General features: G+C 34.3%; 23 protein-coding genes and 2 pseudogenes. 12 read left to right on the top strand and 13 right to left on the bottom strand.

Features of this window, described 5'->3' with window-relative positions; genetic code table 11:
* Nucleotides 1–100: 100 nt before the first annotated feature.
* Entirely contained in the window at nucleotides 101–370 is a 270-nt protein-coding gene (locus tag N7U66_RS10090) for a hypothetical protein (protein ID WP_267678373.1), read from the bottom strand.
* 475 nt (nucleotides 371–845) lie between these two features.
* On the opposite strand from N7U66_RS10090, the gene N7U66_RS10085 reads away from it, so the two are divergent.
* The 5 genes and pseudogenes from N7U66_RS10085 to N7U66_RS10065 all read left to right on the top strand — a co-directional run.
* Entirely contained in the window at nucleotides 846–2,375 is a 1,530-nt protein-coding gene (locus N7U66_RS10085; RefSeq protein WP_267678372.1) for an excinuclease ABC subunit UvrA, read from the top strand.
* Nucleotides 2,376–2,467: 92 nt separating this feature from the next.
* A complete protein-coding gene (locus tag N7U66_RS10080; protein ID WP_267678371.1) occupies nucleotides 2,468–4,183 on the top strand; it encodes an excinuclease ABC subunit UvrA in 1,716 nt (571 codons plus the stop codon).
* On the top strand, nucleotides 4,110–5,102 hold the full coding sequence (locus tag N7U66_RS10075; RefSeq protein ID WP_267678612.1) for an excinuclease ABC subunit UvrA: 993 nt from the start codon (nucleotides 4,110–4,112) through the stop codon (nucleotides 5,100–5,102). The genes N7U66_RS10080 and N7U66_RS10075 overlap by 74 nt, the downstream gene beginning before the upstream one ends.
* The gene (locus N7U66_RS10070; RefSeq protein WP_313791510.1) at nucleotides 5,041–5,238 is read left to right on the top strand and encodes an AAA family ATPase; all 198 of its coding nucleotides are present in this window, start codon (nucleotides 5,041–5,043) and stop codon (nucleotides 5,236–5,238) included. The genes N7U66_RS10075 and N7U66_RS10070 overlap by 62 nt, the downstream gene beginning before the upstream one ends.
* A 430-nt stretch (nucleotides 5,239–5,668) precedes the next feature.
* Nucleotides 5,669–6,503 (top strand): annotated as a pseudogene (locus tag N7U66_RS10065) (IS3 family transposase); the annotation flags it as partial.
* Between the two features lie 44 nt (nucleotides 6,504–6,547).
* Here N7U66_RS10065 and N7U66_RS10060 read toward each other — a convergent pair.
* The 12 genes from N7U66_RS10060 to N7U66_RS10005 all read right to left on the bottom strand — a co-directional run bounded on the left by N7U66_RS10060 (nucleotide 6,548) and on the right by N7U66_RS10005 (nucleotide 18,923).
* The gene (locus N7U66_RS10060) at nucleotides 6,548–8,422 is read right to left on the bottom strand and encodes a T9SS type A sorting domain-containing protein (protein WP_267678369.1); all 1,875 of its coding nucleotides are present in this window, start codon (nucleotides 8,420–8,422) and stop codon (nucleotides 6,548–6,550) included.
* Between the two features lie 310 nt (nucleotides 8,423–8,732).
* Entirely contained in the window at nucleotides 8,733–9,518 is a 786-nt protein-coding gene (locus tag N7U66_RS10055; RefSeq protein WP_267678368.1) for a hypothetical protein, read from the bottom strand.
* Between the two features lie 286 nt (nucleotides 9,519–9,804).
* Nucleotides 9,805–9,981, bottom strand: a complete 177-nt coding sequence (locus tag N7U66_RS10050; protein ID WP_267678367.1) for a hypothetical protein — start codon at nucleotides 9,979–9,981, stop codon at nucleotides 9,805–9,807.
* Nucleotides 9,982–10,138: 157 nt separating this feature from the next.
* A complete protein-coding gene (locus N7U66_RS10045; protein ID WP_267678366.1) occupies nucleotides 10,139–10,645 on the bottom strand; it encodes a hypothetical protein in 507 nt (168 codons plus the stop codon).
* Between the two features lie 250 nt (nucleotides 10,646–10,895).
* Nucleotides 10,896–11,225, bottom strand: coding sequence for a hypothetical protein (locus N7U66_RS10040; RefSeq protein WP_267678365.1), 330 nt, complete (start codon nucleotides 11,223–11,225; stop codon nucleotides 10,896–10,898).
* A 344-nt stretch (nucleotides 11,226–11,569) separates the two neighbouring features.
* On the bottom strand, nucleotides 11,570–12,526 hold the full coding sequence (locus N7U66_RS10035) for a transglutaminase domain-containing protein (RefSeq protein ID WP_267678364.1): 957 nt from the start codon (nucleotides 12,524–12,526) through the stop codon (nucleotides 11,570–11,572).
* 251 nt (nucleotides 12,527–12,777) lie between these two features.
* A complete protein-coding gene (locus N7U66_RS10030; RefSeq protein WP_267678363.1) occupies nucleotides 12,778–13,185 on the bottom strand; it encodes a hypothetical protein in 408 nt (135 codons plus the stop codon).
* Between the two features lie 409 nt (nucleotides 13,186–13,594).
* The gene (locus N7U66_RS10025) at nucleotides 13,595–14,998 is read right to left on the bottom strand and encodes a S8 family serine peptidase (protein ID WP_267678362.1); all 1,404 of its coding nucleotides are present in this window, start codon (nucleotides 14,996–14,998) and stop codon (nucleotides 13,595–13,597) included.
* Between the two features lie 273 nt (nucleotides 14,999–15,271).
* Nucleotides 15,272–16,462: a S8 family serine peptidase gene (locus N7U66_RS10020; RefSeq protein WP_267678361.1), complete on the bottom strand. Its 1,191-nt coding sequence runs from the start codon at nucleotides 16,460–16,462 to the stop codon at nucleotides 15,272–15,274.
* A gap of 55 nt (nucleotides 16,463–16,517) precedes the next feature.
* Nucleotides 16,518–16,778 (bottom strand): hypothetical protein, encoded by a 261-nt coding sequence (locus N7U66_RS10015; RefSeq protein ID WP_267678360.1) that lies wholly within the window; start codon nucleotides 16,776–16,778, stop codon nucleotides 16,518–16,520.
* 148 nt (nucleotides 16,779–16,926) lie between these two features.
* Nucleotides 16,927–17,115 (bottom strand): hypothetical protein, encoded by a 189-nt coding sequence (locus tag N7U66_RS10010; protein WP_267678359.1) that lies wholly within the window; start codon nucleotides 17,113–17,115, stop codon nucleotides 16,927–16,929.
* Nucleotides 17,116–17,213: 98 nt separating this feature from the next.
* Nucleotides 17,214–18,923 (bottom strand): helix-turn-helix domain-containing protein, encoded by a 1,710-nt coding sequence (locus N7U66_RS10005; protein ID WP_267678358.1) that lies wholly within the window; start codon nucleotides 18,921–18,923, stop codon nucleotides 17,214–17,216.
* A 629-nt stretch (nucleotides 18,924–19,552) separates the two neighbouring features.
* Here N7U66_RS10005 and N7U66_RS10000 point away from each other — a divergent pair.
* The 7 genes and pseudogenes from N7U66_RS10000 to ruvA all read left to right on the top strand — a co-directional run bounded on the left by N7U66_RS10000 (nucleotide 19,553) and on the right by ruvA (nucleotide 25,987).
* Nucleotides 19,553–19,879, top strand: coding sequence for a hypothetical protein (locus N7U66_RS10000; protein WP_267678357.1), 327 nt, complete (start codon nucleotides 19,553–19,555; stop codon nucleotides 19,877–19,879).
* Nucleotides 19,880–20,222: 343 nt separating this feature from the next.
* Nucleotides 20,223–20,426 carry a hypothetical protein gene (locus N7U66_RS09995; protein ID WP_267678356.1) on the top strand — a complete coding sequence of 68 codons (204 nt, stop codon included), beginning with the start codon at nucleotides 20,223–20,225 and terminating at the stop codon, nucleotides 20,424–20,426.
* 46 nt (nucleotides 20,427–20,472) lie between these two features.
* Entirely contained in the window at nucleotides 20,473–20,877 is a 405-nt protein-coding gene (locus tag N7U66_RS09990) for a hypothetical protein (protein ID WP_267678355.1), read from the top strand.
* 332 nt (nucleotides 20,878–21,209) lie between these two features.
* Complete coding sequence (locus N7U66_RS09985) at nucleotides 21,210–21,665, top strand: hypothetical protein (protein ID WP_267678354.1); 456 nt, start codon at nucleotides 21,210–21,212, stop codon at nucleotides 21,663–21,665.
* Nucleotide 21,666: 1 nt separating this feature from the next.
* Nucleotides 21,667–22,830 carry a hypothetical protein gene (locus N7U66_RS09980; protein ID WP_267678353.1) on the top strand — a complete coding sequence of 388 codons (1,164 nt, stop codon included), beginning with the start codon at nucleotides 21,667–21,669 and terminating at the stop codon, nucleotides 22,828–22,830.
* Nucleotides 22,831–22,951: 121 nt separating this feature from the next.
* Nucleotides 22,952–25,229 (top strand): annotated as a pseudogene (locus N7U66_RS09975) (NADP-dependent malic enzyme).
* Between the two features lie 176 nt (nucleotides 25,230–25,405).
* On the top strand, nucleotides 25,406–25,987 hold the full coding sequence (gene ruvA, locus N7U66_RS09970) for a Holliday junction branch migration protein RuvA (RefSeq protein WP_267678352.1): 582 nt from the start codon (nucleotides 25,406–25,408) through the stop codon (nucleotides 25,985–25,987).

Raw genomic sequence — 25,987 nt, 5'->3', positions numbered from 1 at the left:
TTATATGGGTTACTTTAAAATCACACAAAGAATAGGTGCTCATCCCTGTTACGTATTAGTAGGCTGTAAGAACCAGTAGGACCCATATCGAAAATCACCTTTATGTTGTTTTGTTTTCTGACTTATTGTATTTGGTATGTTGTACATTTTTCTTTTCTAAAATAGCATAAAATTTGCGAGGCGATATTTTTAAGTCTTTAGTTATTTCACTTACTTTTTTCTTTCTTTTTTTATAAAGTTTAAGATTTTCGGTGACTTCTTTATTGAAGTAATAGGTTTTTAGTTTGTCAATAATTTGTAATTCTGTTAAATTAGAAGCCACCGCGCAAGTTTCTAATTCGGTCTTCAATTGGGTTAGATCAATTTTCATAATTTTAGTTTTTTGTGTTTTTTAGAGCAATAGTCTTTATGAGCATCTGATTTATGCAGGTGTAATGGAGCTTCCGCTAAAATAATGCAATCCATCAAATTTACCGCTAATGCGTTGAAAGCAGTCCGCAGTATTTTTACTAACACCATTTTCTTTTGAAAGGGATTGTTCATAAGGGTTACAACTCATTTATACCCATAAATATATAGAACTTCCATTTCAAGTCCAAGTCCTTGACTCTTTTTTGTAATTAGACAGTAAAATGGTCCACTCTCAGAAAGAAAATAGCACTTCAGTTAAGCACTTATATTCTTTATATCTTTGAGTTTTTAAAGCGCAAAGCAAAAAGTATTTCATAATATGAAAATAATCAATGCCCATCAAAATAACCTTAAGAACATTGATTTAATCATTCCTGAAGATCGATTAATCGTGATTACAGGATTGTGCTCGTTCAGGGAAATCCTCCTTGGCTATGGGTGTGATTGCCAATGAAGGCTATCGGTACTATCTTGAAAGTTTACCGGCCTATACCCAACAAAACGGGGAAATGATTCCCACTGCTGAGGTTGATGATATTCAAGAGTTACCGCCGGTTATTAAGGTGGAGCAGTCCAAGCGCTTTCAATCCATCCATGCAACTTTTGGGACGCTCTCAGGGTTAGCAGCGCTATTCAGAATACTTTTTGCTCGCTATTCGGACCAGGAGATCATGAGCAAGTCTTTATTTTCTTTCAATCATCCTAAAGGGGCTTGCGAGGTATGTCGTGGGATTGGGAAAGCGGAGTACATTGACATTAATAAATTGGTAGGCGACACCAATAAAACCTTAAGGGAAGGTGCGATTACCACGACGCTGCCTAATGGCTATATCGTGTATTCACAGGTTACCGTTGAGGAGTTAAATAAAGTATGTAAAGCGCACGGATTCCATGTGGATATGCCATGGAAAACCCTTTCTGCCCAACAAAAAGAGGTTGTCTTAAATGGGAGTGATCGCCTCAAAGTCTTTTATGGAAAACACGGCTTGGAATCGCGATTACGATGGCAAGGAATAAAAGCTAAACCCCGTGAAGAAGGTTATTATAAAGGCATGCTTCCCATCATGCAAGACATTTTAAGACGGGATAGAAATCCCAACATATTAAAATTTGCCAGTTCTAAAGTGTGTCCCAGCTGCAAGGGGGGTCGCATCAAGGCAGAACACTTGAATTACGAATGGAAAGGTTCGAATTTTCAAGCTTGGACGGCGCGGCCATTATGCGATTTGTACGATGCGTTGAACCAGCTGGATTTGAATGCTGGAGAAAAGCTATTGGTCAATAAAATGCGCATCCCATTGTTAGATTTCATTCGTTTAGGTATGGGACATTATCAATTGAGCACGCCTAGCATGGCTATTTCGTCCGGTGATGGGCAACGCATAAAGCTCATCAATCAAGTGACCAGTAACTTGCAAGGTATTTTATATGTGTTTGATGAGCCTTCTATTGGCTTATCTAGTAATTACCAAAGGCATTTGCTTCATATTTTAGATCGCGTGATCAAGCGGGGCAATACCGTAATAGTGGTGGAACACGATTTAGAATTTATACAAGCGGCAGATTGGATAGTGGAATTAGGACCAGAAGCAGGCATTCATGGTGGAGAAGTAGTTTTTAATGGGGCCATTCAGGATTTTTTAAAGGCTAAAGATTTCAAGAGTCCTACGTTATCGGCCCTCAAGACGGTCAAGGGCCAAAAGATTTCTAAACCTCAGATACAGACTCAAAGCGGCTTGGCGAGTCATTTTCAGCTACAAGCGAATCAGCTGGTGGTAATGAGCCGGAAAACCCCACAGTTTTTAGCACGCATGAGGCGTTACTGCGAGATGAAGCATTTGAACCTCATTACCGTAACCGATCAACCTATTGGGAAAACCCCGCGAAGCAACCCCGCCACTTATACTGGCTTAGCCGATAAAATTCGTGATGTACTAGCGAAAACACCGAAGCGAAAGTCTTAAACCTTGGTAAAAGTGCTTTTTCATTTAACAATAAAAAAGGCCGATGTGAGACTTGCGAAGGCGCTGGTGTTATCACCCTCTCCATGAGTGTGATGGGTGCTATTAACCAAGTGTGCCCGACATGTAACGGGAAACGTTTTAAGGCGGAGGTGCTACGTGTGCATTATAACCATAAAAATAGTGCTACTATTTATAACCTAAGTATTGAAGCGGCTTATGATTTCTTTTCTGAAGAAAAAAAGATTACCGCCATTCTTAATTTAATGATACAATTGGGTTTGGGCTATCTCAAACTGGGGCAGCCCTCTAACACCTTATCGGGAGGCGAAGCCCAACGGATTAAACTCGCCAAACACTTCGCCAAGAATTCTAAACAGACCCTTTTAGTGTTGGAAGAGCCCAGCATTGGATTACATCATCAAAATGTGAGGCAGTTGTTAGAGGCGCTCCATCAATTGAAGCAACAAGCCGCAGGCATACTCTGCTTTGAAAACCACCCACTTTTTCAAGAAGCATGTGATATTTGGATAGATAATGCACTGGAGGTGGAACCAATGCCTCTCAAAGAAGAACCCCCACAGCAACGGGACCTTATTTCTATTCGAGGGGCACGAACACATACGCTCAAAGATTTAGATCTAGAGTTTCCCAAGCATCAATTATCAGTAGTGACAGGGGTTTCAGGTTCAGGAAAATCATCTTTGGTGATCGACACGTTACATGGTTATGGGTTACAAGAGATGACCAAACAGTTTTCCACCTATCAGCAGTCGCGAGTTGGTGTAAATTTTCAATTTGAAGTGGATGCTATTGAAGGGCTCACACCTAGCATTTGCATCACACGGAAACAAAAAAACGAATCGCAGCGCTCAGATATTGCGAAGCAAACGGGGGTGGATAAGATTTTGCGTTTTGCTTTCTCGCGAAAGGCACAATATGAGGGAGAACAACTGTCGGCTAGCCATTTTTCAAACAACCACGACCTAGGAAAATGTGCCGTATGTGATGGGTTAGGCCAAGAGCTACTTCCGGATCTCAACAAGTTGGTTTTAGATCCGGATAAAAGTATTTCAAGAGGTGTCTTTGCTCATAACAAAGTCATTGGCTATTATGGCGACCCTGCAGGCCAGCACATGGCTATTTTAAAAGCAGTGAGCGATGCGCATGGGTTTTCCTTAGAAACCCCTTTTAATAGACTCACGGCCACTCAAAAAGTGGTTTTACTCCATGGCACAGGAGACCACATTTGGGAAGCTAATTGGGTGTACCAAACCAAAACCAGAGCAGGGACACAAGCGTTACGCAGGCCATGGAAAGGACTTTTTCAGTACCTGCAAGATGAATACTATAACACCCGAAAAAACAAAAACATTAGTGCACTCACGGCACTCTTTTCTCATCAGGCATGTAGTCATTGTGAGGGTAGCGGGTTAAAGCCGGAGCGATTGCGGTTTCGCATTGGGGGGCAATCTATTCAAGCCATTAAATCTATGAATTTTAGAGCTCTAGGCGAGTGGCTTGCTCAAAGTGCCAACCGCGACAAAGGTGTAGATAAAAAACTGCTGTTTAAAATGGAGCCGCACCTATACAATACCATTGCTAGAGCTAAGGATTTACATATTGATCATCTACAACTCAATCGGAAATCAACTACGCTTTCCGGTGGAGAGAACCAACGCGTGGCCTTGATCAAGCAGCTGAAGAGTCCGCTAAAGGGTATAACCTATTTGTTGGATGAACCTTCAGCAGGCTTGTCGCAAGAGAATATTCCGAGACTTGATTCGCATTTTGAGAGAGTTGATCGCTAAAGGAAATACCGTGATTGTGATTGAACACGATAAATCCATCATACTAGCGGCAGATTACCTCGTTCAAATGGGCCCGAAAGCGGGAGCCTTGGGTGGTTATATTAGCTATCAAGGCCGTGTAGAAGCCTTCCTTAAAGAAGACGATTGCCATCCGTTTTTAAAAGCGTCTAGCCAAGCGGCACCCCTAAAAGCTGGTAAAACGCATATTACCATACGACAACTTGCCAAACACACACTAGAGAAAGAGCTGCTCGCGGTGCCTATTGGTGGCATAACGGCTCTAACAGGAAAATCGGGTATTGGGAAAACCACTTTGGTGAAAGACATTATCATTCCTAGTATCAATTTAGGGCAATCTGTAAATTGTGCTGCAATCGATTGGCCCAAAAGTATTGTAGGAGCTCATTATTTTGAACCCAAAAAACTAAGGACACATGCCAACACTTTAGTGGTGTCGTATTTGGATTTACTGAAACACATTTGTAAGATATTTGCCAGTGAATCTCACTTAAAACCAAAGGACTTTTCTTATAAAACCAAAGAAAGTCAATGCCCAAACTGTAATGGCACGGGCGTTGTTGAGACCCACTTGGACCTCACTGCCAATACTATTGAAACCTGTGACGTCTGTCATGGGCAACGCTATCAACCCGATATTTTAGTACATGAAGTACAATCGAAATCAATTGCTGAGGTTTTAGCCATGACGCTTGCAGAATTGAAAGTTTGGTTTACCATTTTTAAAGCGTTTGCAGGCTGCTTAGAACGTATTGAAGCTCTAGAAGACATTGGCTTGGGGCATTTAAGTTTAGAGCAAACGGTACAGTCGCTTTCTTCTCGGAGAAAGACAACGCGTCTTGCTCTTGAATTGGCTGCAAGATGCCCCAAAAAACCAACTCTTAGTATTAGACGAACCTAGTACGGGCTTGCATTATGCCGATATTGATTTGCTTTATGGTATTTTAGAGAAACTCAGCACTGATAATGCTGTTTTGGTAATTGAACATAACCCGTATTTATTAGAGAAAATAGGGGTGGGCTTGGTTTTAAATTAAGTGTTTATTAAGGGATATGGTTTACACCAGTTAAAGTGTAGCGTTAACACAAAATTAGTTTTAACCTTATTAATTGTTGTTTATTTCTAAAGTATATTTCATCAAAGAAGCCTTAAAATACATTTCAGATTAAGCACTTAGCCAAAACTTTTTATTTTATCTTTTTTTATTGTAAAGCGAAAACAAAAAGCTTTGGCGTATTTAATTTAAAAGCTTTGGACTTTCAGATAAACCCTAAATCCTGTATTAATTACAGTCTTTGTTGTGTATCGTGTTTTTAATATTAATATGTGAACACTCCTTTTTTATCACTAAAAGTGGTACTACTTGGGTATGCTGGAAGGGTCGCTATTGTTGAACCGTGAAATTGAAATTTCTACTAATCTATTGTTCGAATCTATTATTCTAGAATAATTTATTGTTTTATATTCAAGAGCTTATTCATTACGGCATCAGTAGGGCGTGCCGTGTTCTTAATATGAGTAAGAGTGTTTACTACTATAAGCCATTGCTAAAAGATGATACAGTTATTGAGCAAGCGCTACAACAAAAAGCAAAGGAGCATTCAGAAGAAGGTTTCGGAAGGCTTATGACCGTTTACGAGAAGAAGGTAAACCTTGGAATCACAAGCGCGTACATCGTGTTTATGTAGCATTAGGCCTTCCTTTGAGAAGAAAAGTAAAGAAACGTTTACCTGCGAGAATTAAAGAGCCTTTAGAGGTTCCACGTGAGCTAAATCATACTTGGAGTATGGATTTTGTAACAGACGTCCTAGAGAACAAAAGACGTTTTAGAGCATTTAATATCATTGATGATTTTAATAGAGAAGCCTTACATATTGAAGTTGATTATTCATTAACAAGTAATCGAATTGTTTGGGTACTCAACCATTTAATCAACAAAAAAGGGAAGCCTCAAAGAATACGAATGGATAATGGTCCGAGTTTATAGCACGTATTACCAATGATTGGAGTATGATGCACGATATAGACTTTAAGTATATTCAGCCAGGGAAACCAACTCAAAATGCTTTTATTGAGCGTTTTAATGGTTCTTATAGACGTGGTGTTCTAAATAAATATATTTTTGAAGACCTGAATCAAGTAAGAGAGCAAACTCAGATATGGATGGATGATTACAATCATAAACGACCACACGATAGTTTAGGAAAAATACCTCCAGTAAAATATGCTATGCTTAATTCCTTTAGAGCTAAAAACATAGAAAGTAAAAACAAAATAAAAAATGTAATTTTGGAAAACTAAGCAGTTCTAATTAAGGGAAGCCTACAAAGATATTTAAAAGAGGATTAATTCTTTACAAACTTGCGTTGTACTAATCCTTCCTGTGTTTCGATAGTTATTAAGTATATTCCGGTAGCATAAGCAGTCGTACTAATTGTGTTTTTTTGCAATCCGGAAACTTGAGATGCTTCAGTAATTGTTTCTATTACCTTACCATTCATGTCCAATACTTCAACGCGAACGTCAGAAGCATCGTTTACAATGAAGCTAACATTTACTTCATTAGTTGCTGGGTTAGGGAAGATATTTAAAGCAGAAACATTAGCGTTAGTTGCTTCGTTCAATCCCAAAGTACTTCCATCAAAGTTTAAACGAACAATAGGAGTTGATTGTTGTGCGTACCATGTATCTTCATTAGCCGCATAGAAGTAAGAGAACCCAGTTGGAGAACTTCCTGAAGTTGCAATTTGAACATCAACAGTTGCTCCACCGTCACCATCAGTTGCAGCTACTACAAAGTATTTTTTAGTTGCAGCGAACAAAGATGTAGGTGCTAGTAAAGGCAAAGAAATCAACCCTTGGTCAAGGTCTTGTTGTGTGATCTCATGGGATTCAGTTCGCTGCACATAAGTAAGTGCATCTGCAAAAATAGAGGTATTCGTTTCATCCCAAGAGTAAATCTTTCCGTAAACTGTTGAACCTACTTCAGAAGAACTATGAACTTTCACGTCAATAGAATAAACGTCTTGATCAGTCCGGATATCGTAGAAATTTCCTTTTTCCCATCCGAAACCTGCATTTCCTGAATAACCATCAACCACGTCTTCATCCATAGCGTAGATGTATTCTGAAATGTCAAAATCATCACCAGCGATAATGTTGTTTGCAGGGATATCATCAACTTCATCTTGTGTAATTTCCCAAGTGAAAGCGTGATTTCCAGGAATAGCTGCTGGTGTATATTGCGTAGAAACTGCCAAACTGTAAGTAACTCCAACAGGAATTGTAGTAGATTGTGAAGTTCCAGTCCATGCACCGTTATTGATATCAACGTTTAACGTTACATTGTTTTGCGTGTTCAAACCTCCGTTATATGCACGTGATGTAAAGTCAATTGGTGCAATTTGCGTTGCAGGGATTTGTGTATAATACAATGAGGAAGTTCCCCAGTAAGGATCCACAGCTTCGATGTCATTGTCCGGGTTGGTGAAAATACGAACGTCGTCAATATACCACCCATAAGTACCCCAATAGTTTGGGTTTGTTGGAAATTGAGGAAATGCAGTTGTCCAAGAAAACCGAATTTGAAGCGAAGTTGCATTACCTGTGATATAGGGCGCTAGGTTGATCGAAATGTTTGCTGGGTTTGGATAATCATTACCAGGACTACCTTGCGAGGTAACACTATAATGATCACGATTATCGCGAATTGTTTGCCAAAAAAATCCACCATCAGTAGATATTTGGGCCAATTGCTCATCGTTGGAAAGAGCGCCGGTCTCTTGGTACTGTAAGGTAACTTGATCCGTATTAAATATGTTCGCTGGAAGGTTAGGGATATCTAATGTGATGCTTGTCATCGTGTAAGTAACGCCTAACTCTTGTGTTCCTTGTTGTGCGTCTCCGTTAGAAAGTTCTGCAAATCCTGGCCCTGATCCTGATGATATGCCATTGGTCATATACCAACCATCAACAACACCATCGATTGTCCATCCATAAGCACCACCTGCTTGACCGTCATTATCAATCGTCCAGTTAGAACCACTATCAAAATTATCAGACCAAATAAGAACACCTAAAGCCTTTGAAGCAGCATGCTGTGTGTTAGTTGGTTTAATAGATTCTTGACTTATTACTCCGAATCCAGGCTTGGTCGTCATCTGTGCTTGAGCACTAGCTACCATTCCAACAAGGAGAAAACTTAAGTAAATATTTTTCATATTAATTAAAATTAAAGTGTAACAAATGTAACTAATTGGAGTCAGAGTATTTATATTCTTTTTAATAACGTGTTTGTATAAGATTAGTGGCGTGATTAAGCAACTAATTTAGCAAATAAATCACAGATAGAATATTCCGCAGGAATGTTCGTAAGGCGGCAGTGACCAAGCCATTAATTATGCACGGCTTAAGTTAGTATTTTAATAAAATCCCTAAATTAAAGGATATAAATCAGAAAGAATAAAAAGAGAGGATTTTCGTAAGTAGGCTAGAACTAGCAATAAATTATATACGGTGTTAGCAATAGTGTTATCTCGTGCAGGACATTACATTCCACATTTTTCTTTTCGAATCAAATTGCTCATATCTCCTTAATGTAAATTCTCCTTCTTGCTTTTTTTTAGAATAAACTTTCATTGAAAAATCTTTTTTAATAACGGTGAAATTAGAAAAAGGATTGTTTGCATAACCAACCTCAATTTTTTCATATTCAGAAAGACCTTTTCTTTTAGTCTGATTTTCAACATCAGTGTAGTTTGCTACAGTAGTGAAAAATCGTATTGTATCTTTTTTATTGATTAAATAGCTTTTTCTTGATTTATTTATAAAAAAAGTAGAATCATTTCCTTTTATTTCCCAACCGTAAGAAATTTGATTTAATTTGTCAAGAATAAATTCAGGGTTTTTATTTTTTTGAAAAATAATTAAATCGTCATAATGTAAAATTCGTTCTTCTGTATTTTTAAATTTTCTATAATCAAGAATTTCAATATTTTTTGGATTCTCTTTATCATACAAAATTTCAATTTCTTGACCTTTTGACCTTTTTTGATATTCTGAAAAATCTATAGATAATGTTTCTGAATATTCTTTTTTATTATCGTCTTGATAGCTAAGAGTTATGAAATAAGAAAATGTCCTTGTCCTAACATTTCTAGTTCGTTCAACTTTTTGAACAATAGCAGTAGATTTGATACCGATTTTATTTAACTCTTCAGATTGTATTTTCGAAGAAATTATATAAACAATGGGGAATAGGATTATTGAAGCAATTCCTACGATTAATAAATAACCTTTTAATTTTTCTTTCTTCATTTATTTAACATTTTGTTACATTCTTATGTACGCATTTTTTGTTTTCTTATTATTGCTAATTATGGTATAATGAATATTATGTTCATTATACCACTAATTTAAGATATAATGAATATAGCTTTTATGTTAGCAAGGTAAGAAATGTAATACATAGTTTAAAAATGCTAATTATAAACCATGGTCCGGTTACATAAATAGGTAGGACGAGTAAGTATGACTGCAGATCAATGGTCACGTCATTATTTATCCCTTATTCGCTTTTTTCTATAGCAGTGGCTTAATCCTTCTATTTCTTGTTACTTTTAGAAACGCGTTCTGCCATAAGTAAGGCATTATAAGCATTAACAATCTTACCCGATTTCGAGAGTGCATTAAAAGGGGGCATTTTGTCTTTGTCCTCTTTCGTTGGTGTTTTTACAGTAAAGGTATATTCTACACCGTAGTCCATAATAATGTGTTTCACTTGTCAGGCAGTAAGGTTTGGGTAATAGGAGAAAATTAAAGCGGCTACTTTAGAGGTTAATGTGCAACGTTTTATTCTTTATTCCATCAATTTTAAGAAGGATTCATCGCTATATAGAATAAACTCAATGCCTTTATTGGGGGAGATAATAATTTTATCAATTTGTGATTCTCCGAGAACAATCTTCTAATATAATTACATCAGTAAATTCGAAGTTCAATAGAGTAATATTTTCAAGTCTATTATCAAAAGGATTGTTTTCAAGTCCATTTTCACAATTTTGAAAGAAGTTGATGCCTAAATTATCATTTCCATAATAATATTCATTGATTTTAAATTGTCGTCTTTCGTAAAGAGTATTTAATTCTAGTGTTAATTCAAGGTCTTTTGAAATAAATCTAACCGCTCCGTTTAAGTTTTCATATTCTTGTAGTTGACAGCTTTCAGGACCAGGTCTGTCAGTGTAAATTTCAAATTTTCTTGGGTCAAAACTTGCTCTAATTGAATTTCCATTTTCATCCAAAAAATATGAATTATCAAAAGCGGTGTATGGAATTAAACTTTTCTCAAATTCAGTCAATTTATTTGAGTAAACTATTTCATCATCACATCCACAACTATAAATTAGTATAACAATAGTAAATAAGGACAATATTTTTTTCATAATTACTTTGGTTTTATTCTAGATGATATTATTCAAATATAGCTGCGGGTAAATGTTCGTTAAGTATAAGAAATCGTAGGTCAGGTGATGAGCACTATCGTTTAGGTTTATTACTTGGCTAAATATAAATATTTTGCTTATCTTTTTGTTATAAAAACCAAATTTTATATTTAGCGCACGTGGTTAATATTCACAGACCTTTCGGTTGAGCACGAATGCCCTAGGTTTTTCGTACCGTGCTATCTGCTTTTTATTTTTTATTAAATTCACTTCTTTCACAAACACCTTTAATCAATTCATCAGTGAGTTTTTCCTCATCATCCTTGTTAGATTTTATGATTTGGATAGCCCACTCGCATCCGGACAATCGAAAATGGTTTTCCCAACCTTCATAATCTAATAATTCAAGAATAGAAAGAGTTACAGAACCACCGCGTTCGCCATGACCACCAGCTATAGATTCACCAATATTGATTTGGTTTTTAAAGGGGTAAAGATTCACACTGTACCAATGATGTGTTTTATGCTCTTTAGTAGGAGCTTGATTTTTATAACTAATTCTTAAATTCTTGTTTTTCAAGTCAACTAAGGAGATTGTATCCGGGAATGATTTAATTTCATCAAGTGATAGGTGTTATTTATTCTTCCAGTTTATTTGTTGATCAGCATAAGTACATGCTTTCAGTTGTTTAGGCTAAGGTAAAAAAATCATATCATTTATCATACATAAAAACCATTTGTATCATATGTTATAAACTTTCCTTCAGGTTTTCCATTATTAAAATAGCCTATTTCGTGGATAGGTAGTTGGGTGTCAAGCAACCAATTTAGTAAACTTAAACGTACCAGAGAAAATTCCGAAGAAATTTTACAAATAAGCACTTGTCAAAGCAATTAATGATACAGGGTGTTGCCACCTGTTATTTATATTTTAAAGTTAATAACATCATCGTGTTCAGTTTTAAAATACTGATCTCCATCTTTTTCAAATTTCACCATTTTAACTTTGAAATACGCTGTTTTAGGAACTTGAGCTTTTCTAAATCGGAAATAAGTTCTTCCATCTTGGTCTATTACTTCCATGTCGTTTATTGGTTCAAAATTCAAATTGTCAGTACTCATTATTAAACCCACAGACCATTTATTATTCGGGAGGTCTTGAAATGTGAAATAATAAAAATGCGGGTCAGCCATTAATTTTGGGACTTCTGTAAAACCAATCATAAACCAAATGGGTTTAATAAATTGAGAGTTATTGAATTCCGAAAGAGTTAGAGGTTCTTTTAAAAGTTGCCATTTACTATCCTCGGGATAATGAGTAATAATCAAATATTCAGGTTTAATGTCAAAATAAAATTCAGATTGTGATTCCTCATTTGATGTTCCCCAAGTCGTGTCAACTAATAGCCATTTGTTATTTAATTTAATAGCATTCCAAGCGTGACTGAAGTCTTTTTCAGATAATTCCACATAATGATTTCTTGCGTCTCGAATATGTCCAGGTATCACTACTGTCTCAATATCAACCCAATCTAAAAACCATTGATATAATTTGGCATAGCCAGCACAGACGCCTTTTCTATTTTTATAAACTTCAAATTCGTCTTGACGCTTATTATAGTCTTCTAAAGTAATTATTCCATCATTTTTTTCTTTTAGCGATTTGTGGTCATATTGAATATTTGAACCTATCCAATAGTAAAAAAATTTAGCTAATTCTTCTTTATCTTTGATATGTTCCTCTGCATATGTTGTTAAATCCCACATATCAAGATTCAGTTCATTCGTTTTTTCTACCAACGCTTTTATAGCTTCTGTTTGTGAAATAACAGAATTAGTGAAAAACAGTATTAAAAATGTAATACAGAAAGTGCGCTTCATAATTGGTGGTAATGGTTGGGGCTAAAAAACGTGCGGCTTTCAAACCTCTCATTTCATTGCCAAGATGAATTTGGTTTGAAAGATAAATATTCTATTCGAACGTTCTAAAATCATGTTTGCTTAGCCGTTGTTGTAGATGGTTTTTTAATTTTTCTTAATTGAATTGAGCATTTTATTAGCTTGAGGAAGCCATTTCTCTTTTTGTTCAAGATCAAAACTGATGTTTCCAATTATTGTTGATGCATCAAGATTCAAGAAGAACATTTTCGAATACGTTGCTTTTCCATTAAAACACCTTCAAATTCGGTCAGGTGCATTGGGATTTCATTTACTGTTATAGCGTTATTGTAGTGAGTTGCACTTGCTCTTGCTAAAAATGCCGACTGACTAAAGGCTTTGCACCAGTCTAAATTTTCGGTTCGCTCTGGCATCTTCATAATTGTGATTTCAAATGATTTATCTGAACTACCGTAGTACTCGTCAGGAGCGGGTGCACCTTGATACTCCGGAACATATTCTTCTTTAGAAACATGGACATAGTCGCTTGGAATAAGCATTGTCAATTGATTGTCCAAAAGCTTCTTGGTTTCTAGGTCACCTTGTACAAGAGCTAAGTTTAGAAAACTTGCGATGATTAGTGTTAAGTGTTTTAGTTTCATGTGATTTTAAATTATCTACAATAGCGGTATAATAAACATCATGTTCATGATATCGTTTTGTGTATCTTAAGTTAGCCTTATCAAATATAAGTTATAAATTAAGAATCAAATCAGAAAGAATAAAAAGAGGGATTTATGCATTTAAGAAGGGATAGTTAGTAGAAGTAATCATGGTGATCACAATTATAATCAAAAAGATGAAAAACACCTTATAAAGGAAACATTAAAACCCGAGATGCTAAAATTTAGGTGGTCTAATTTTACTTATTCTTATTAGCTTTAGAAACACGCTCTGCCATGATCAAGGCATTATAAGCATTCACGATTCTGCCGGACTTAGAAAGTTCATTAAAAGGGGTCATTTTGTCTTTGTCTTCCTTCGTTGGTGTTTTTACAGGAAAGGTGTATTCTACACCGAGTCCATAATAATGTGTTTCACTTGTGAGGCACTAAGGTTTGGGTAATAGGAGAAAATTAGTGCTGCTACTTTAGAGGTTAATGCGGCGGCTAAAGAAGTGCCACTGTCTATTTTTATTTCATTATTGGGATATGTTGTGTAAATTTTGCCTCCAGGAGCAAAAACATCAACATCAATAGTACCATAATTGGAATAAGATACTTTCAAATTCTCATTCGCTAAATGGCTTGATGCACCAACCAATAAAAAATTGTCACAAACTTCTTTACCATTATTAATATTGTCATTGGGATAATAGTCATTAACTTCATTTAAATTTAACCACCCATTACCGCAAGAAGACACAATAAGTACATTGTGTTCCTCAGCATATATTAAAGCATCATGAACCCATTTAGGATACAATGAGAATTCCTTTCCAAAACTCATATTAATAACCTTTGCGCCATTATCAACAGCATATCTTATACCCAAAGCGATATCTTTATCATGTTCATCACCAAAAGGAGATATGCATACTGGCATTATTTTAATATTGTTTGTTAAAATAGTATCGTTATGCTTTTCAACAATCACTCCGCTCACTCCGGTTCCATGGGTGTAAAGGTCTAAATTTGAAGAAACCGTATTATTTCTATAATGTATATCATTAATATTATCCGGAGTATCCCCGTTTATTGTACGCTCATTAAAATTAAGATTTAAACGTTTGTTATAATCTACTTGAATTTTCTCAAACTCCTGCTTAAGTTGTTGGTCTGTTAGCTCATACTTTAAAAGTGACTTTACTTGTTCTACATGTTTATGTAGTCCATTACCAATAGTATCAAGCTCATTTAGTTTCTCAATAGTGTATATGTTATTTTTAACGAAAGGGCTTAAAGCTTTTTTTGCTTCATTATCTTTCTTCATTATATTTATAGCATAAAGAGATTTTCTTCTACCTAAATCATTTTCTTTATCATATTTTGATTTTGCTTTTAAGTAATTATTAAAAACATCTAAGTCTTTAGGTTTTATATCCCTTTCGGTTTTGTTTTCAAAAATAGATTGGTAGCGTTTTACAATTCTTACATAATCATAATTGGCGTGAGTTATATCTCCTAAGAAATTCCAGCCATAAATATCATCGGGATAACCATTATCATCATCATCAATAGCATTGTTAGGAATCTCTTTAGTGTTTATCCATACATTATTAGCAATGTCTCTATTACAGAGGTCTATAGGGCTGTCTAAAACAGCAACAACAATAGTCTTGTTTTTTTTGTTTTTTAATATCGTGTTATAGGCTTTATCCAAGCTAATTCCAGGAATGCTGTCGTCTATAATATCTTTATTCTGCCAGCTTGATTTATCTATTAAAGGATCCTCAATGGATAGTTCTTTATCCACTGTTTTAGACAGAGGTCTATAGTTCTCTGTGGTTTTGCATTGCAAAAGGCAAAAAGTTATAAATAATAAAAAGAGGGATTTATGCATTAAAGGATGGATAGTTAGTAGAAGTAATCATGGTGATCACAATTATAATCAAAAAGATGAAAAACACCCTATAAAGGAAACATTAAAACCCGAGATGCTAAAATTTAGGTGGTCTAATTTTACTTATTCTTATTAGCTTTAGAAACACGCTCTGCCATGATCAAGGCATTATAAGCATTCACTATTTTACCGAGACTTAGAAAGTTCATTAAAAGGGGTCATTTTGTCTTTGTCTTCCTTCGTTGGTGTTTTTACAGGAAAGGTGTATTCTACACCGGAGTCCATAATAATGTGTTTCACTTGTGAGGCACTAAGGTTTGGGTAATAGGAGAAAATTAGTGCTGCTACTTTAGAGGTTAATGCGGCGGCTAAAGAAGTGCCACTGAAATAGGCATATTTATTGTTTGGAATAGCGGTGTAAATATCCACTCCAGGTGCAAATACATCAACTTTTGAATTGCCATAATTAGAATATTTGTCAATTAAATCGCTATTAACAAAATATGTAGTCGCCCCTATTTTTAAAAAATTGTTAGAAACTTCAATTCCGGAGCCATTGGCGTCGTCAGGGTAATTGTCCCTGTTATTAATATTTAGCCCATCATTACCGGCAGATGTTACGATTAACACATTTTTGTTGTCTGCATACTTTATAGCGTCAAGGACCCATTCTTTAAATAATGAGAAATTTTTACTAAAACTCATATTTATTACTTTAGCACCATTATCTACAGCATAACGAATGGCAATGGCTATATCCTTATCATGTTCATTACCATAAGGTGAAACGCACAAAGGCATGATTTTGATATTATCCCCAATTATTAGTCCAGCAATTTTAGTCCCATGCGAATATTCATTGAGATTATTATTAAGTATATTATTACCATAACCTATGTCGCTAAGTCTATCCGTATCTTCATTTAGAATGGTTCTTTCATTAAAGTCTATATTTACTCTTTTGAAAAGTAAATCATCAAATTCTTTCATTTGCTTTGTTAAACTTTGGTCTGATTCTCCATATTTTAGAAATTGTTTCATAAACTCAACATCGCTAGTTAGCTCAGGATTAGTTATCTTAATATTATTAAGTTTAATTTCAGAATATTTATAGTTTGGGAAATATTTTTTTAAGCTACTCTTAGCTTCTTGATATTGTTGATAAACTTTATATGCATAGTCATAATTTTCTTTTGCTTTTTTAGCCTTTTTGTCTAGTGCTTTTTTCGCATTTAAATAGGTCGTAAATTGTTCTCTACCAATGATATTAGAAAAATCTTCTATTTCTTTATTTTCATATAGACTTTTGAATTTTCTTACAATCCTAACATATTCCAAATTTGCCTGAATAATGTTCTCTTTATTAGTGTTACCCAAAAAGTTCCAACCATTAATATCATCAACATAGCCGTTTTGGTCATCATCAATATTATTATCTCGGAATCTCTTTTAAGTTTATCCAAATGTTATTATTAATAGCCTTGTGATTAATATCTATTTCACTGTCTAGTATGGCAACAAAAACCTCCTTTTCCTTTTCATGACTCAACGTTAAGTTATGCGCTTTTAAAATGCTCAAACCTGGCACAGAATCAATTAATATATCTTTATAAGCCCATGTCTCTTTCAATGAATCATTTAGTTTTACAATATTTGAAACGATTGAGATTTTTGGGATTAATTTATGCTGCACTTTTTCTTTAGAAGATGAGCAGTTGAAAAAAATCAGTATTATAATGAAATAATATATATTTGTCATTGGTGATAAAGTAAAATGTTTATGACAGACATAATAATTTTTAATTATTTTGTCTGTTTTAGTCTAAATTAAATTATTGATATTAGTCATCTGGCTTGCATAATAGTCCTGAATTGGCAATACCACTTTCTTCAGTTGGTCGAGTATCACCATTTCCATCTCCATTTTCACCTCCAACGCCTCCAAATATCTTAATAAGTTTTTCATTGTTCAATTCGATGATTGTTTTTTTTGAGAAATGTAAAATACGTTCTTTTTTTTTGGTTTTCATCTTGGTTTAAATTGATTAATTGATGCTCAAATATTAAAATTTATATATAAAAATGCTATTTTATTACGCTAAATAATATCAAAATTTATAAATTTTGTTTAACTTTTATTTAATTCTTTTAAAAAATACTTTATTCTTAGACCAGTCTTTTTGTGAAATGCACTTGTAAATGATTCCGTTGATTTAAAACCAGATTCATTACCAATGGCTTTTATTGTAAAGTTCCTAAATTGAATATCATTTTTCAATCGTTCAATCGCATAGTCAATTCTTAAAGAATTGACGTAAGTGCTAAAAGTTTGTTTTTTATAGTGATTAATTATTTTGGATAAATAAGTTGAATTTGTTTCTAATTCTTTAGCTAAAGATACAGCAGATAGATCAAAGTTTATAAATTCTAAATTTCTTTCGAATAATTCCAATTTTGAAAGTATTTCCTTAATGACCTCGTCATTTATGCCAATATTTTCGTCGCTATTATAATCATTTTTATTAATTATATTTTTAGAGGGATTTATTTGTTGTTTTTCTATACTATTTAACAAACGAGCCACTTTTTCCTTATCTTTTTTGTGTTGCAACTTCATTCTAAAAATAAAAATCAGTAAGATTATAGTGGAGGTCGTTATTAGAACTAAAAGATTTCCGTAATTATTTTTTTTAATTTTTATTTGTTCAATCAGTTTTTCTTTTTCGTTTAGAATTTTGGGGTGGTCATACTCTTTTGAGATTTTATGGGATAAATATTTATAATTTTTTAATAAAATACTATCTAATTTTAAAACTCTATTTACATATAATAACTGATTTTTTAATTCTTTCTTGTCAGCATAATGTTTTATTAAAATTTCATAACCTTGTCTTAACTCGGGATGTAAATCATTGATTTCTAAAAATATTGAATCCATTTTCTTTAAATGAAACAAGGCAAGTGCTGTTTTATTTAGATTGTAATAATTTCTACCCAAAAAAAAATGGCACATGGCAATATTTGGTTTGTCTTTAAATTCTTTAATTTTTGGTAGCGAAAGAAGAAGAAGTTTATTACTTCTATCTAATTTTCTTTTATCAGAAAGAGTTGCTCCCATATTTAAAGAGAAATAAGAAATGTTTTCTTCATCATCTATAAGTGTTGCTTTTTGCATACCTAAGCTATTATAGTACATCGAGGAATCCATCTCTTTCATCAGTCTAAATGAATCTCCTATTCCAAATAGAGCTATTTGTGTGTTTACATAATTATGTTGTAAAGTGTAATGGGTGTAAGATTTCTTAAAGATCCTTATAGCCTCGGCATGTTGACCTAATCTGTTTTTAATTAAAGCTATTTTAAAATCTACTTTAAGTGAGATTCTGTCATCATTCAAAGTGTTCAATTTTTGGACCTCTAAATAATTATCTAATGAAGCAATGAAATTTCTTTTTTTATACAGTACGTGACCCTTATATGAATAAGCTATAAGGGGATAATTTTGATATCCTTTGCCCTTCGATAAGTTTATGATGGTGTCTACATAATCGAACCCACATGTCTTTATGTTGATTAAATGATACCAGTGCAATGCTTTTATAATTCTGAGCGTGTCTAGTTCCTTTTTTGCCTTATTTAAGTATGCTTTTGCATATATATTTGATAATTCTTCATTTTGCATATTGAGATTTATATACTTTCCTAAAGACTTATAATCTAATTCAGATATTGAATCTTCTTTATTATGTTTTACTTGAGCATATCCCATGAGTGAAAGTAAAAATAAAGTAAAAAAGAGAGATTTAATTTTGGTTGATTTTTTAACAAAAAGGTTCATTTAATTATTAACGATATTTGGTTTAATTATATCTGTAGTTACCTATAAATAAAAGAAAATTAAATGTAATGATTACTAATTAATTTTTTTAAAAGTTCAAAATTTATAAATAATGAATAGTTGCCTATAAATCTCAATTTTGTTTGTTAATGTTTTGAAAAAACTCTTAGTTGACTCAATTAACTAATAAACAGGTCGTTAGCAGCAAATTAAAAATAGATAATAATTCAAAATTTATAAAATTCTGAAAACATCACTTGCAAACCACGTAAAAACAATACTACCTTTATGACAGTTAAACAAAACGCTATTAGTTAAATCTTGTTTAATAAGGTGTTAATTAAAAAACGAATATGATGCTAGCTCATATTCGTTTAACCAAAATCAATTAAAAATAATTATTAGGAAAACAGAAGATTAAAAATAGAGAAAGCCTCTACAAGGTAAAGGCTCTCGTGGTTCGCTAAAACCGAAATAAACTTGCGTTTAATTCTTAAGCTAAGATATGAAATTTTTAAATAAGATTTGCAACCGGTTTATTTTAAGAGTGTCAAGCTAAACACTATAAAAAAGCCGCGGTAACCGAAAAGCGTATAGAGTAGGTATATCTTAATTTAAAATTATACATTATGAGAAATTTAAAAAATGTAATGTCAGCAGTTACGATGGCTATAGTGTTGTTAGTTAGTGTTAATGTTAGTGCACAGGAAAACGAATATTCAAAACAGCGAATTGAAGAAGTTAAAAGTAATCTTCGTCAAGGAATGAGTTCTTTTGTTGAAAGTGTAAAACCTTTTTATAAAAAAGGAATGTCTTACAATACTTTTAAATTAGGTTTGATAGGCGAAAATAATAAAAAAATTACAGATGAAGGAAATGCCTTACTCAATAAGTCTTATGCTTATTTATCAAAAGGAATTAGTTCTAAAGAAATATTAGCTAGCGATTCTCGGTGAAGAAATAGCAAAGGCATATGTTTTTATTAAGAAATACAATAAAATTAATAGAATAAAAAATGGAGGTTTAATTTTATTTGGAAACCCAACAGGAGATACATATCCAGAAGGTGATCTAACTAGGTTAGATGGCCCCTGCAAATGGTATCAACTTGGGTGTTGGTGGGATCTTATTTTTGGAGATTACGGTGATGATTTATTCATAATTTTAATAGGTATTTTATTTCCATAATATTAACAATCGCATAAGTGTGTTAGCATTTGTGCGGTTTAAATTTTTTTAATCATGAAAAAGGAATTGTTTTTACTATTAGTTTTGTTCAACCTGTTTAGTTGTAAAAAAATGCTATATAATGCTGCTTTAGAGCGAAATGGGGCTTTTAATGATGAGATGAAATTAAAGAAATTAGTAAATGACAGGAAGGAAATTGTCTTCTTTCCTATCACTCATTTGGGAACTGAAATGTTTTATGCAGATGTTAAAAATAAAATTGATTCTTTAAAAAAGAAGAATTATTTTTTTTATTATGAAAAAGTAATACCGTGAAAAAACGGACACCTTATTTATTAGAAAATTTAGAAAAGTGACACTCTTGCCTACCTTTAAAAATGGCTATAAAGGATGGATGGATTCTATTATTAAGGTGAAATTAAAAAAAAATTTGGTAAATCAACCTTCATATAATGTATTAGGGCTAGACTCTACAAACTCAAAAAATGTGGATGTTTCTTTACGAGCTATGATTCAGTATTATGAAACTAATTTTAAGAAAATTATTTTGGAACCTTGTGATTTTGAAACAAGCATTTTTGAAGAATCTTCTTGCAGAGAATCTAAAAAAGACAAGGTATTTAAAGAAGAAGTGATTATAAAATATCGCAATACTAATATTGTCAATAACTTAAAGAAAGATACTCTAAGTAAGATTGCTATAATATACGGTGCAGATCATTTTACTGGAATAAAAGAACAATTATTGTCAATAGGATATAATTAGAAGTTATAATTATTGTGAAAACCCTTATTTTTATTATACCTATTTGCGTTTTAAAAGTTGTTGTTTCGATGTGTTTATTTAGCCTAATAAAAGTTAGTGAATAGTACTTGTTATTGATGTGAAAATGGAAACTATTTATATTTCATTAATAAGAATAAATCTTAGAGATGGCACTTCAAGAACTTTTACAGTATGGAATAGAGAAAGCTGAAGAAATAACTCAGAATTGAAGAGTAATAAATAATTAGAGTTCCATAAAAAAGAATATGGGATTTTAATTACTACTCCAACTTATTATTCTTCACAGTCACTTTTTAAAAAGCATATTTGGTATGAAAAAAATAATACATACAGTAACCTTACTGTGCATAACCACTATGGTTTATTCACAAGAACAAAAAGAAGCGAATAATACAGCAATAGATGGAGTATCAACCTTTGGCAGATTAGGATCCGATTGTAGTGGTAGAGGGATTTGTAGTTTTACGACATCAACTAACAAATCACAGCCGAATACCAGATTGATCTATAATGAAGACAACACAGTTACATTTTTCATAGACCGAACCAAAATCACTACAGAAGATGTCTATAAAATAATTGGCGGGAAGATAACCGAGCACTCTAAAGGCGATGCATTTACATTTATATTGGAAGCCTCTCTTGAATTAGACAGTAGTATGTTGTCGAAATTAGAAATAACCTTACCAATAACTACAATATTGAAAGGTAATTATCCAGTAGCGATTACTAACGAATCTTTTATAATGACTCTCAAAATTCAATAGTATGCCAACCTTTATTAAATATAAATTAGTTCTGATTCTATTATTGATGTCTGGTATTTGTGCTGCAAACACAAACGACACGGCAAAAGATATCGATATCATAATTAATGAATGGATCAAGGAAATTCTTGTGGTTACTAAGGAATACGAGGCTGCTAATAATTGTATTATTAGAGAATTAAGTATTATATCTAAGGAACTTAATAAATCAAAAGACATCAATGCTCAAGTAGCTTTATTGATTAAAAAGGGTAGTATGCAAGAACAACTTGCGTTTAATGCCTTGTCAGAAGCTTCCGAAATCAGTAAAATACGCTATCTAAAAGGTTTACAAATTATTAAAATCCTCTATGAAAAAACCTTGAGTTTAGACCATCACTTTTCTTCAGTAGCTACTTTTAACGAAATCAATAACCTTAGTAATCCAAATCATTATCCGGAGTTTACTAAAATGAAAGATATTATTAGCAGTAAACAGGATAAGAAAACAGGATTTAGTTTATCCGGTATTTTAGGTGATAATATTTATACATCGGTCTTACATTCTTTTGTGTCTTTATTTAATAACACGAGCTCGACTAAAATAGAAAAAGAAGCTAATTTAGAAGAAGTCGAGTGTGTTTTAGACTTCACACTGCGTATGCATAACGATTTGAATACCATTTATTTTGAAACTGCATTTCTTAAAAAAAGTAATGATAATATTATTGAAGAATTAGAACAGTTATTTGTAGATTTCACAAAGCCTATTAAATATAGAACACCAATCGAAGAATGTAGGAATAATGATGACTGGGATGTAGTTAGGGAGTATTTAAACGGATATTTAGAAGAATTAAATAAAGCGATAATTGATGAAAATCAACGCTTTAAGGCACATAAAATGCAAATCAACTTAGAGTTTCCTATCGATCGACTATTGCAATTCATTACGCAATACAATACACATATAGATCAAGGGGCAAAGTTTTATGAAAAATTTGGAATCATGCTCACTAGCTATGAAAATGAACAGCAATGCGCTTCAAAAATACCGTTAGCTTACAATACTTTAAAGCAGAACATTCAAACTAGTATCGAGAAATTCAACAATGCCTACAAACCCGTCGAAATCAACGGGAGCAAAATGAAACAAGTGCTCTATGGAATTAATGAGTATGATTAGAACTCAAACAGCCGTTACTCTTATTTCACCCACTCCCTTTTTCCCTCTTTTCTATTCCCCTTTTTACAACCACTTTTCTCACAAAACCCTTACATTTGTATTTCACTTCATTGATTAATATATGAGCAAACAAAGTAAAAGACGTGAGGCTCTCGGTCTATCATGCCAAGCCAACGCCAGGGAAAATTAAAGTAGTGCCAACAAAAAAGTACGCCACCCAAAGAGATTTGGCATTGGCCTACTCACCAGGCGTGGCAGAACCTTGCTTAGAAATAGAAAAAGATAAAAACAACGTTTATAAATATACCGCTAAAGGCAATCTCGTCGCCGTAATTTCTAACGGTACCGCAGTTTTAGGCCTAGGAAACATAGGACCCGAAGCCTCTAAACCCGTGATGGAAGGTAAAGGCCTGCTCTTTAAAATCTTTGCCGATATCGATGTGTTCGATATTGAAGTCGATACCGAAGACATTGAAACCTTTATACAAACCGTAAAAATGATTGCGCCTACCTTTGGGGGCATCAACCTAGAAGATATAAAAGCCCCGAAGCTTTCGAAATTGAACGCCGCCTTAAAGAAGAGCTCGATATTCCCGTGATGCACGACGACCAGCATGGTACGGCCATCATCTCGGCTGCCGCTTTGTTAAACGCCTTGGAGCTTTCAGAAAAGAAGATAGAAGAGGTTAAAATAGTCGTGAGTGGTGCTGGAGCAGCAGCCATTTCATGTACCCGCTTATACTTGGCCTTTGGGGCAAAGCGTGAAAATGTCGTGATGTTAGATAGTAAAGGCGTTATTCGTGATGACCGCGACAACCTCACCTCGCAAAAAGCAGAATTTGCCACCCATCGTAAAATAGACACTTTAGATGAAGCCATGATAGATGCCGATGTTTTTATTGGGCTGTCCACCTCAGATATCGTTTCGCCAAACATGCTTTTAGCTATGGCTAAAAACCCTATTGTTTTTGCCATGGCCAATCCAGATCCTGAGATTAATTACGATCTGGCCATTGCCACGCGTAAAGATATTATCATGGCCACGGGGCGAAGTGACCATCCTAACCAGGTGAATAATGTGTTAGGGTTTCCGTTTATTTTCCGTGGCGCCCTAGACGTGCGTGCGACTAAAATTAACGAAGCCATGAAAATGGCGGCTGTGGAGGCTTTAGCGAATTTGGCTAAAGAACCCGTGCCGGAGCAAGTAAACATTGCCTATGGTGAAACACGCTTAACCTTTAGTAAGGAATACATCATCCCAAAACCTTTCGACCCCCGTTTAATTGCCGAAGTACCACCAGCCGTAGCAAAAGCTGCAATGGATAGCGGTGTGGCAAAAGAACCTATTACCGATTGGGAAAAGTATAAAGAAGAACTACTACAGCGTTTAGGGAACGACAACAAGATTGTAAGACTCTTATTAAACCGCGCAAAAACAGCACCCAAACGTGTGGTGTATACCGAGGCAGACCATATCGATGTGCTAAAAGCTGCACAAATTTCTTACGATGAAGGCATTGCCTTTCCTATTTTATTGGGTAGAAAAGAAGAGATTGAGCGTCTTAAAGAAGAGATTGAATTTGATGCCGATGTGCCTATTATCGATCCTAAAAATGACGATCAGGTCACACAAAAAAATAAATATGCAGAGGCCTATTGGGAACAACGTAAACGCCGTGGGGTAACCCTATTGGAGGCTCAGAAATTAATGCGGGAACGCAACTATTACGGGGCCATGATGGTTAACGAAGGCGATGCCGATGCCATGATTTCGGGTTACTCGCGTAGTTATCCACAAGTGGTAAAACCCATGTTAGAACTCATTGGTTTAGCACCAGGTTCTACCCGGATTGCAACCACCAACCTTATGATGACCGAACGTGGTCCTATGTTTTTAAGTGATACCTCCATTAATATCAATCCCAGTGCGAAAGATTTAATTAAGATTGCTCAAATGACGAGTGGTGTGGTAAAAATGTTTGGCTTGGAACCCATCATGGCGATGACTAGCTTTTCAAATTTTGGATCTTCAAAAGACCGAGACCGCGACCAAAGTACGCGAAGCCGTAACTTATTTACACCGCAGACATCCAGATTTGTTAGTCGATGGGGAGCTTCAAACCGATTTTGCACTCAATAGTAAGATGCTACAGGACATCTTTCCGTTTTCAAAATTAGCAGGAAAGAAAGTGAACACCTTAATTTTCCCAAATTTAGAATCGGCAAATATTACCTACAAATTATTAAAAGAACTTAATAAGGCAGAGTCCATTGGTCCCATCATGATGGGACTACGTAAGCCCGTGCACATTTTGCAATTGGATGCCAGCGTGGATGAAATTGTAAACATGACCGCGATCGCAGTTATTGATGCCCAACAGAAAGGGAAAATAAACTAATTGTATAGGGAAGTATCATCTTCATGCTTGCCTTTTAAAAAGAAGGAAAGCATGAAGATTTTTTTTAATTGGCAGGATTAGTAAAAGCAGGGACGCCTAATTTTTAAGCTAAAAAGCCGCTTGACTTTTAGTCCAATAATTTTATTACATTTGACGACTTAACAAACTGACAGTAAATGATTACACACATAAAGGGAAAAATGGTGGAGAAAAATCCAACCGACGTAACGATAGACTGTAATGGTGTTGGTTATTTACTCAATATCTCATTAAACACTTTTTCTCAAATTCCGGACCAGGAAAACGTACACCTATTTACTCATTTACAAGTGCGAGAAGATGCACATATTTTATATGGCTTTGCTTCTAAAGGAGAACGCGACGTGTTTAGACTACTAATTTCTGTAAGTGGTATTGGCGCCAATACCGCAAGAACCATGCTGTCATCTTTAACGCCAAAACAAATTAGGGAAGGGATCGCAACAGAAGATGTGGCACTTATTCAATCTATAAAAGGCATTGGGGCTAAAACAGCGCAACGCGTGATTATTGACCTAAAAGATAAAATCATTAAAATTTATGATATTGATGAAGTTTCTGTGAATAGAAACAATACCAACAAGGATGAAGCGTTATCTGCTTTAGAAGTACTTGGTTTTGTTAAAAAACAAGCCGAACGTGTGGTCGATAAAATTGTGGTAGCACAACCGGACGCGACGGTAGAAGCCATTATTAAACAAGCTTTAAAAAACCTATAA

It is taken from the genome of Lacinutrix neustonica, assembly GCF_026625145.1.
GTDB classification, from domain to species: domain Bacteria; phylum Bacteroidota; class Bacteroidia; order Flavobacteriales; family Flavobacteriaceae; genus Lacinutrix; species Lacinutrix neustonica.
Note: the sequence above shows the minus strand (reverse complement) of the source record. Positions and strands in the feature narration are given on the sequence as shown.

Coding starts and splice junctions, on each gene's coding strand:
- N7U66_RS10090 (WP_267678373.1), bottom strand. CDS start 370: ATGAAAATTGATCTAACCCAATTGAAGACCGAATTAGAAACTTGCGCG.
- N7U66_RS10085 (WP_267678372.1), top strand. CDS start 846: ATGGGTGTGATTGCCAATGAAGGCTATCGGTACTATCTTGAAAGTTTA.
- N7U66_RS10080 (WP_267678371.1), top strand. CDS start 2,468: ATGGGTGCTATTAACCAAGTGTGCCCGACATGTAACGGGAAACGTTTT.
- N7U66_RS10075 (WP_267678612.1), top strand. CDS start 4,110: ATGAACCTTCAGCAGGCTTGTCGCAAGAGAATATTCCGAGACTTGATT.
- N7U66_RS10060 (WP_267678369.1), bottom strand. CDS start 8,422: ATGAAAAATATTTACTTAAGTTTTCTCCTTGTTGGAATGGTAGCTAGT.
- N7U66_RS10055 (WP_267678368.1), bottom strand. CDS start 9,518: ATGAAGAAAGAAAAATTAAAAGGTTATTTATTAATCGTAGGAATTGCT.
- N7U66_RS10045 (WP_267678366.1), bottom strand. CDS start 10,645: ATGAAAAAAATATTGTCCTTATTTACTATTGTTATACTAATTTATAGT.
- N7U66_RS10035 (WP_267678364.1), bottom strand. CDS start 12,526: ATGAAGCGCACTTTCTGTATTACATTTTTAATACTGTTTTTCACTAAT.
- N7U66_RS10030 (WP_267678363.1), bottom strand. CDS start 13,185: ATGAAACTAAAACACTTAACACTAATCATCGCAAGTTTTCTAAACTTA.
- N7U66_RS10010 (WP_267678359.1), bottom strand. CDS start 17,115: ATGAAAACCAAAAAAAAAGAACGTATTTTACATTTCTCAAAAAAAACA.
- N7U66_RS10005 (WP_267678358.1), bottom strand. CDS start 18,923: ATGAACCTTTTTGTTAAAAAATCAACCAAAATTAAATCTCTCTTTTTT.
- N7U66_RS10000 (WP_267678357.1), top strand. CDS start 19,553: ATGAGAAATTTAAAAAATGTAATGTCAGCAGTTACGATGGCTATAGTG.
- N7U66_RS09995 (WP_267678356.1), top strand. CDS start 20,223: ATGCTATATAATGCTGCTTTAGAGCGAAATGGGGCTTTTAATGATGAG.
- N7U66_RS09985 (WP_267678354.1), top strand. CDS start 21,210: ATGAAAAAAATAATACATACAGTAACCTTACTGTGCATAACCACTATG.
- N7U66_RS09980 (WP_267678353.1), top strand. CDS start 21,667: ATGCCAACCTTTATTAAATATAAATTAGTTCTGATTCTATTATTGATG.
- ruvA (WP_267678352.1), top strand. CDS start 25,406: ATGATTACACACATAAAGGGAAAAATGGTGGAGAAAAATCCAACCGAC.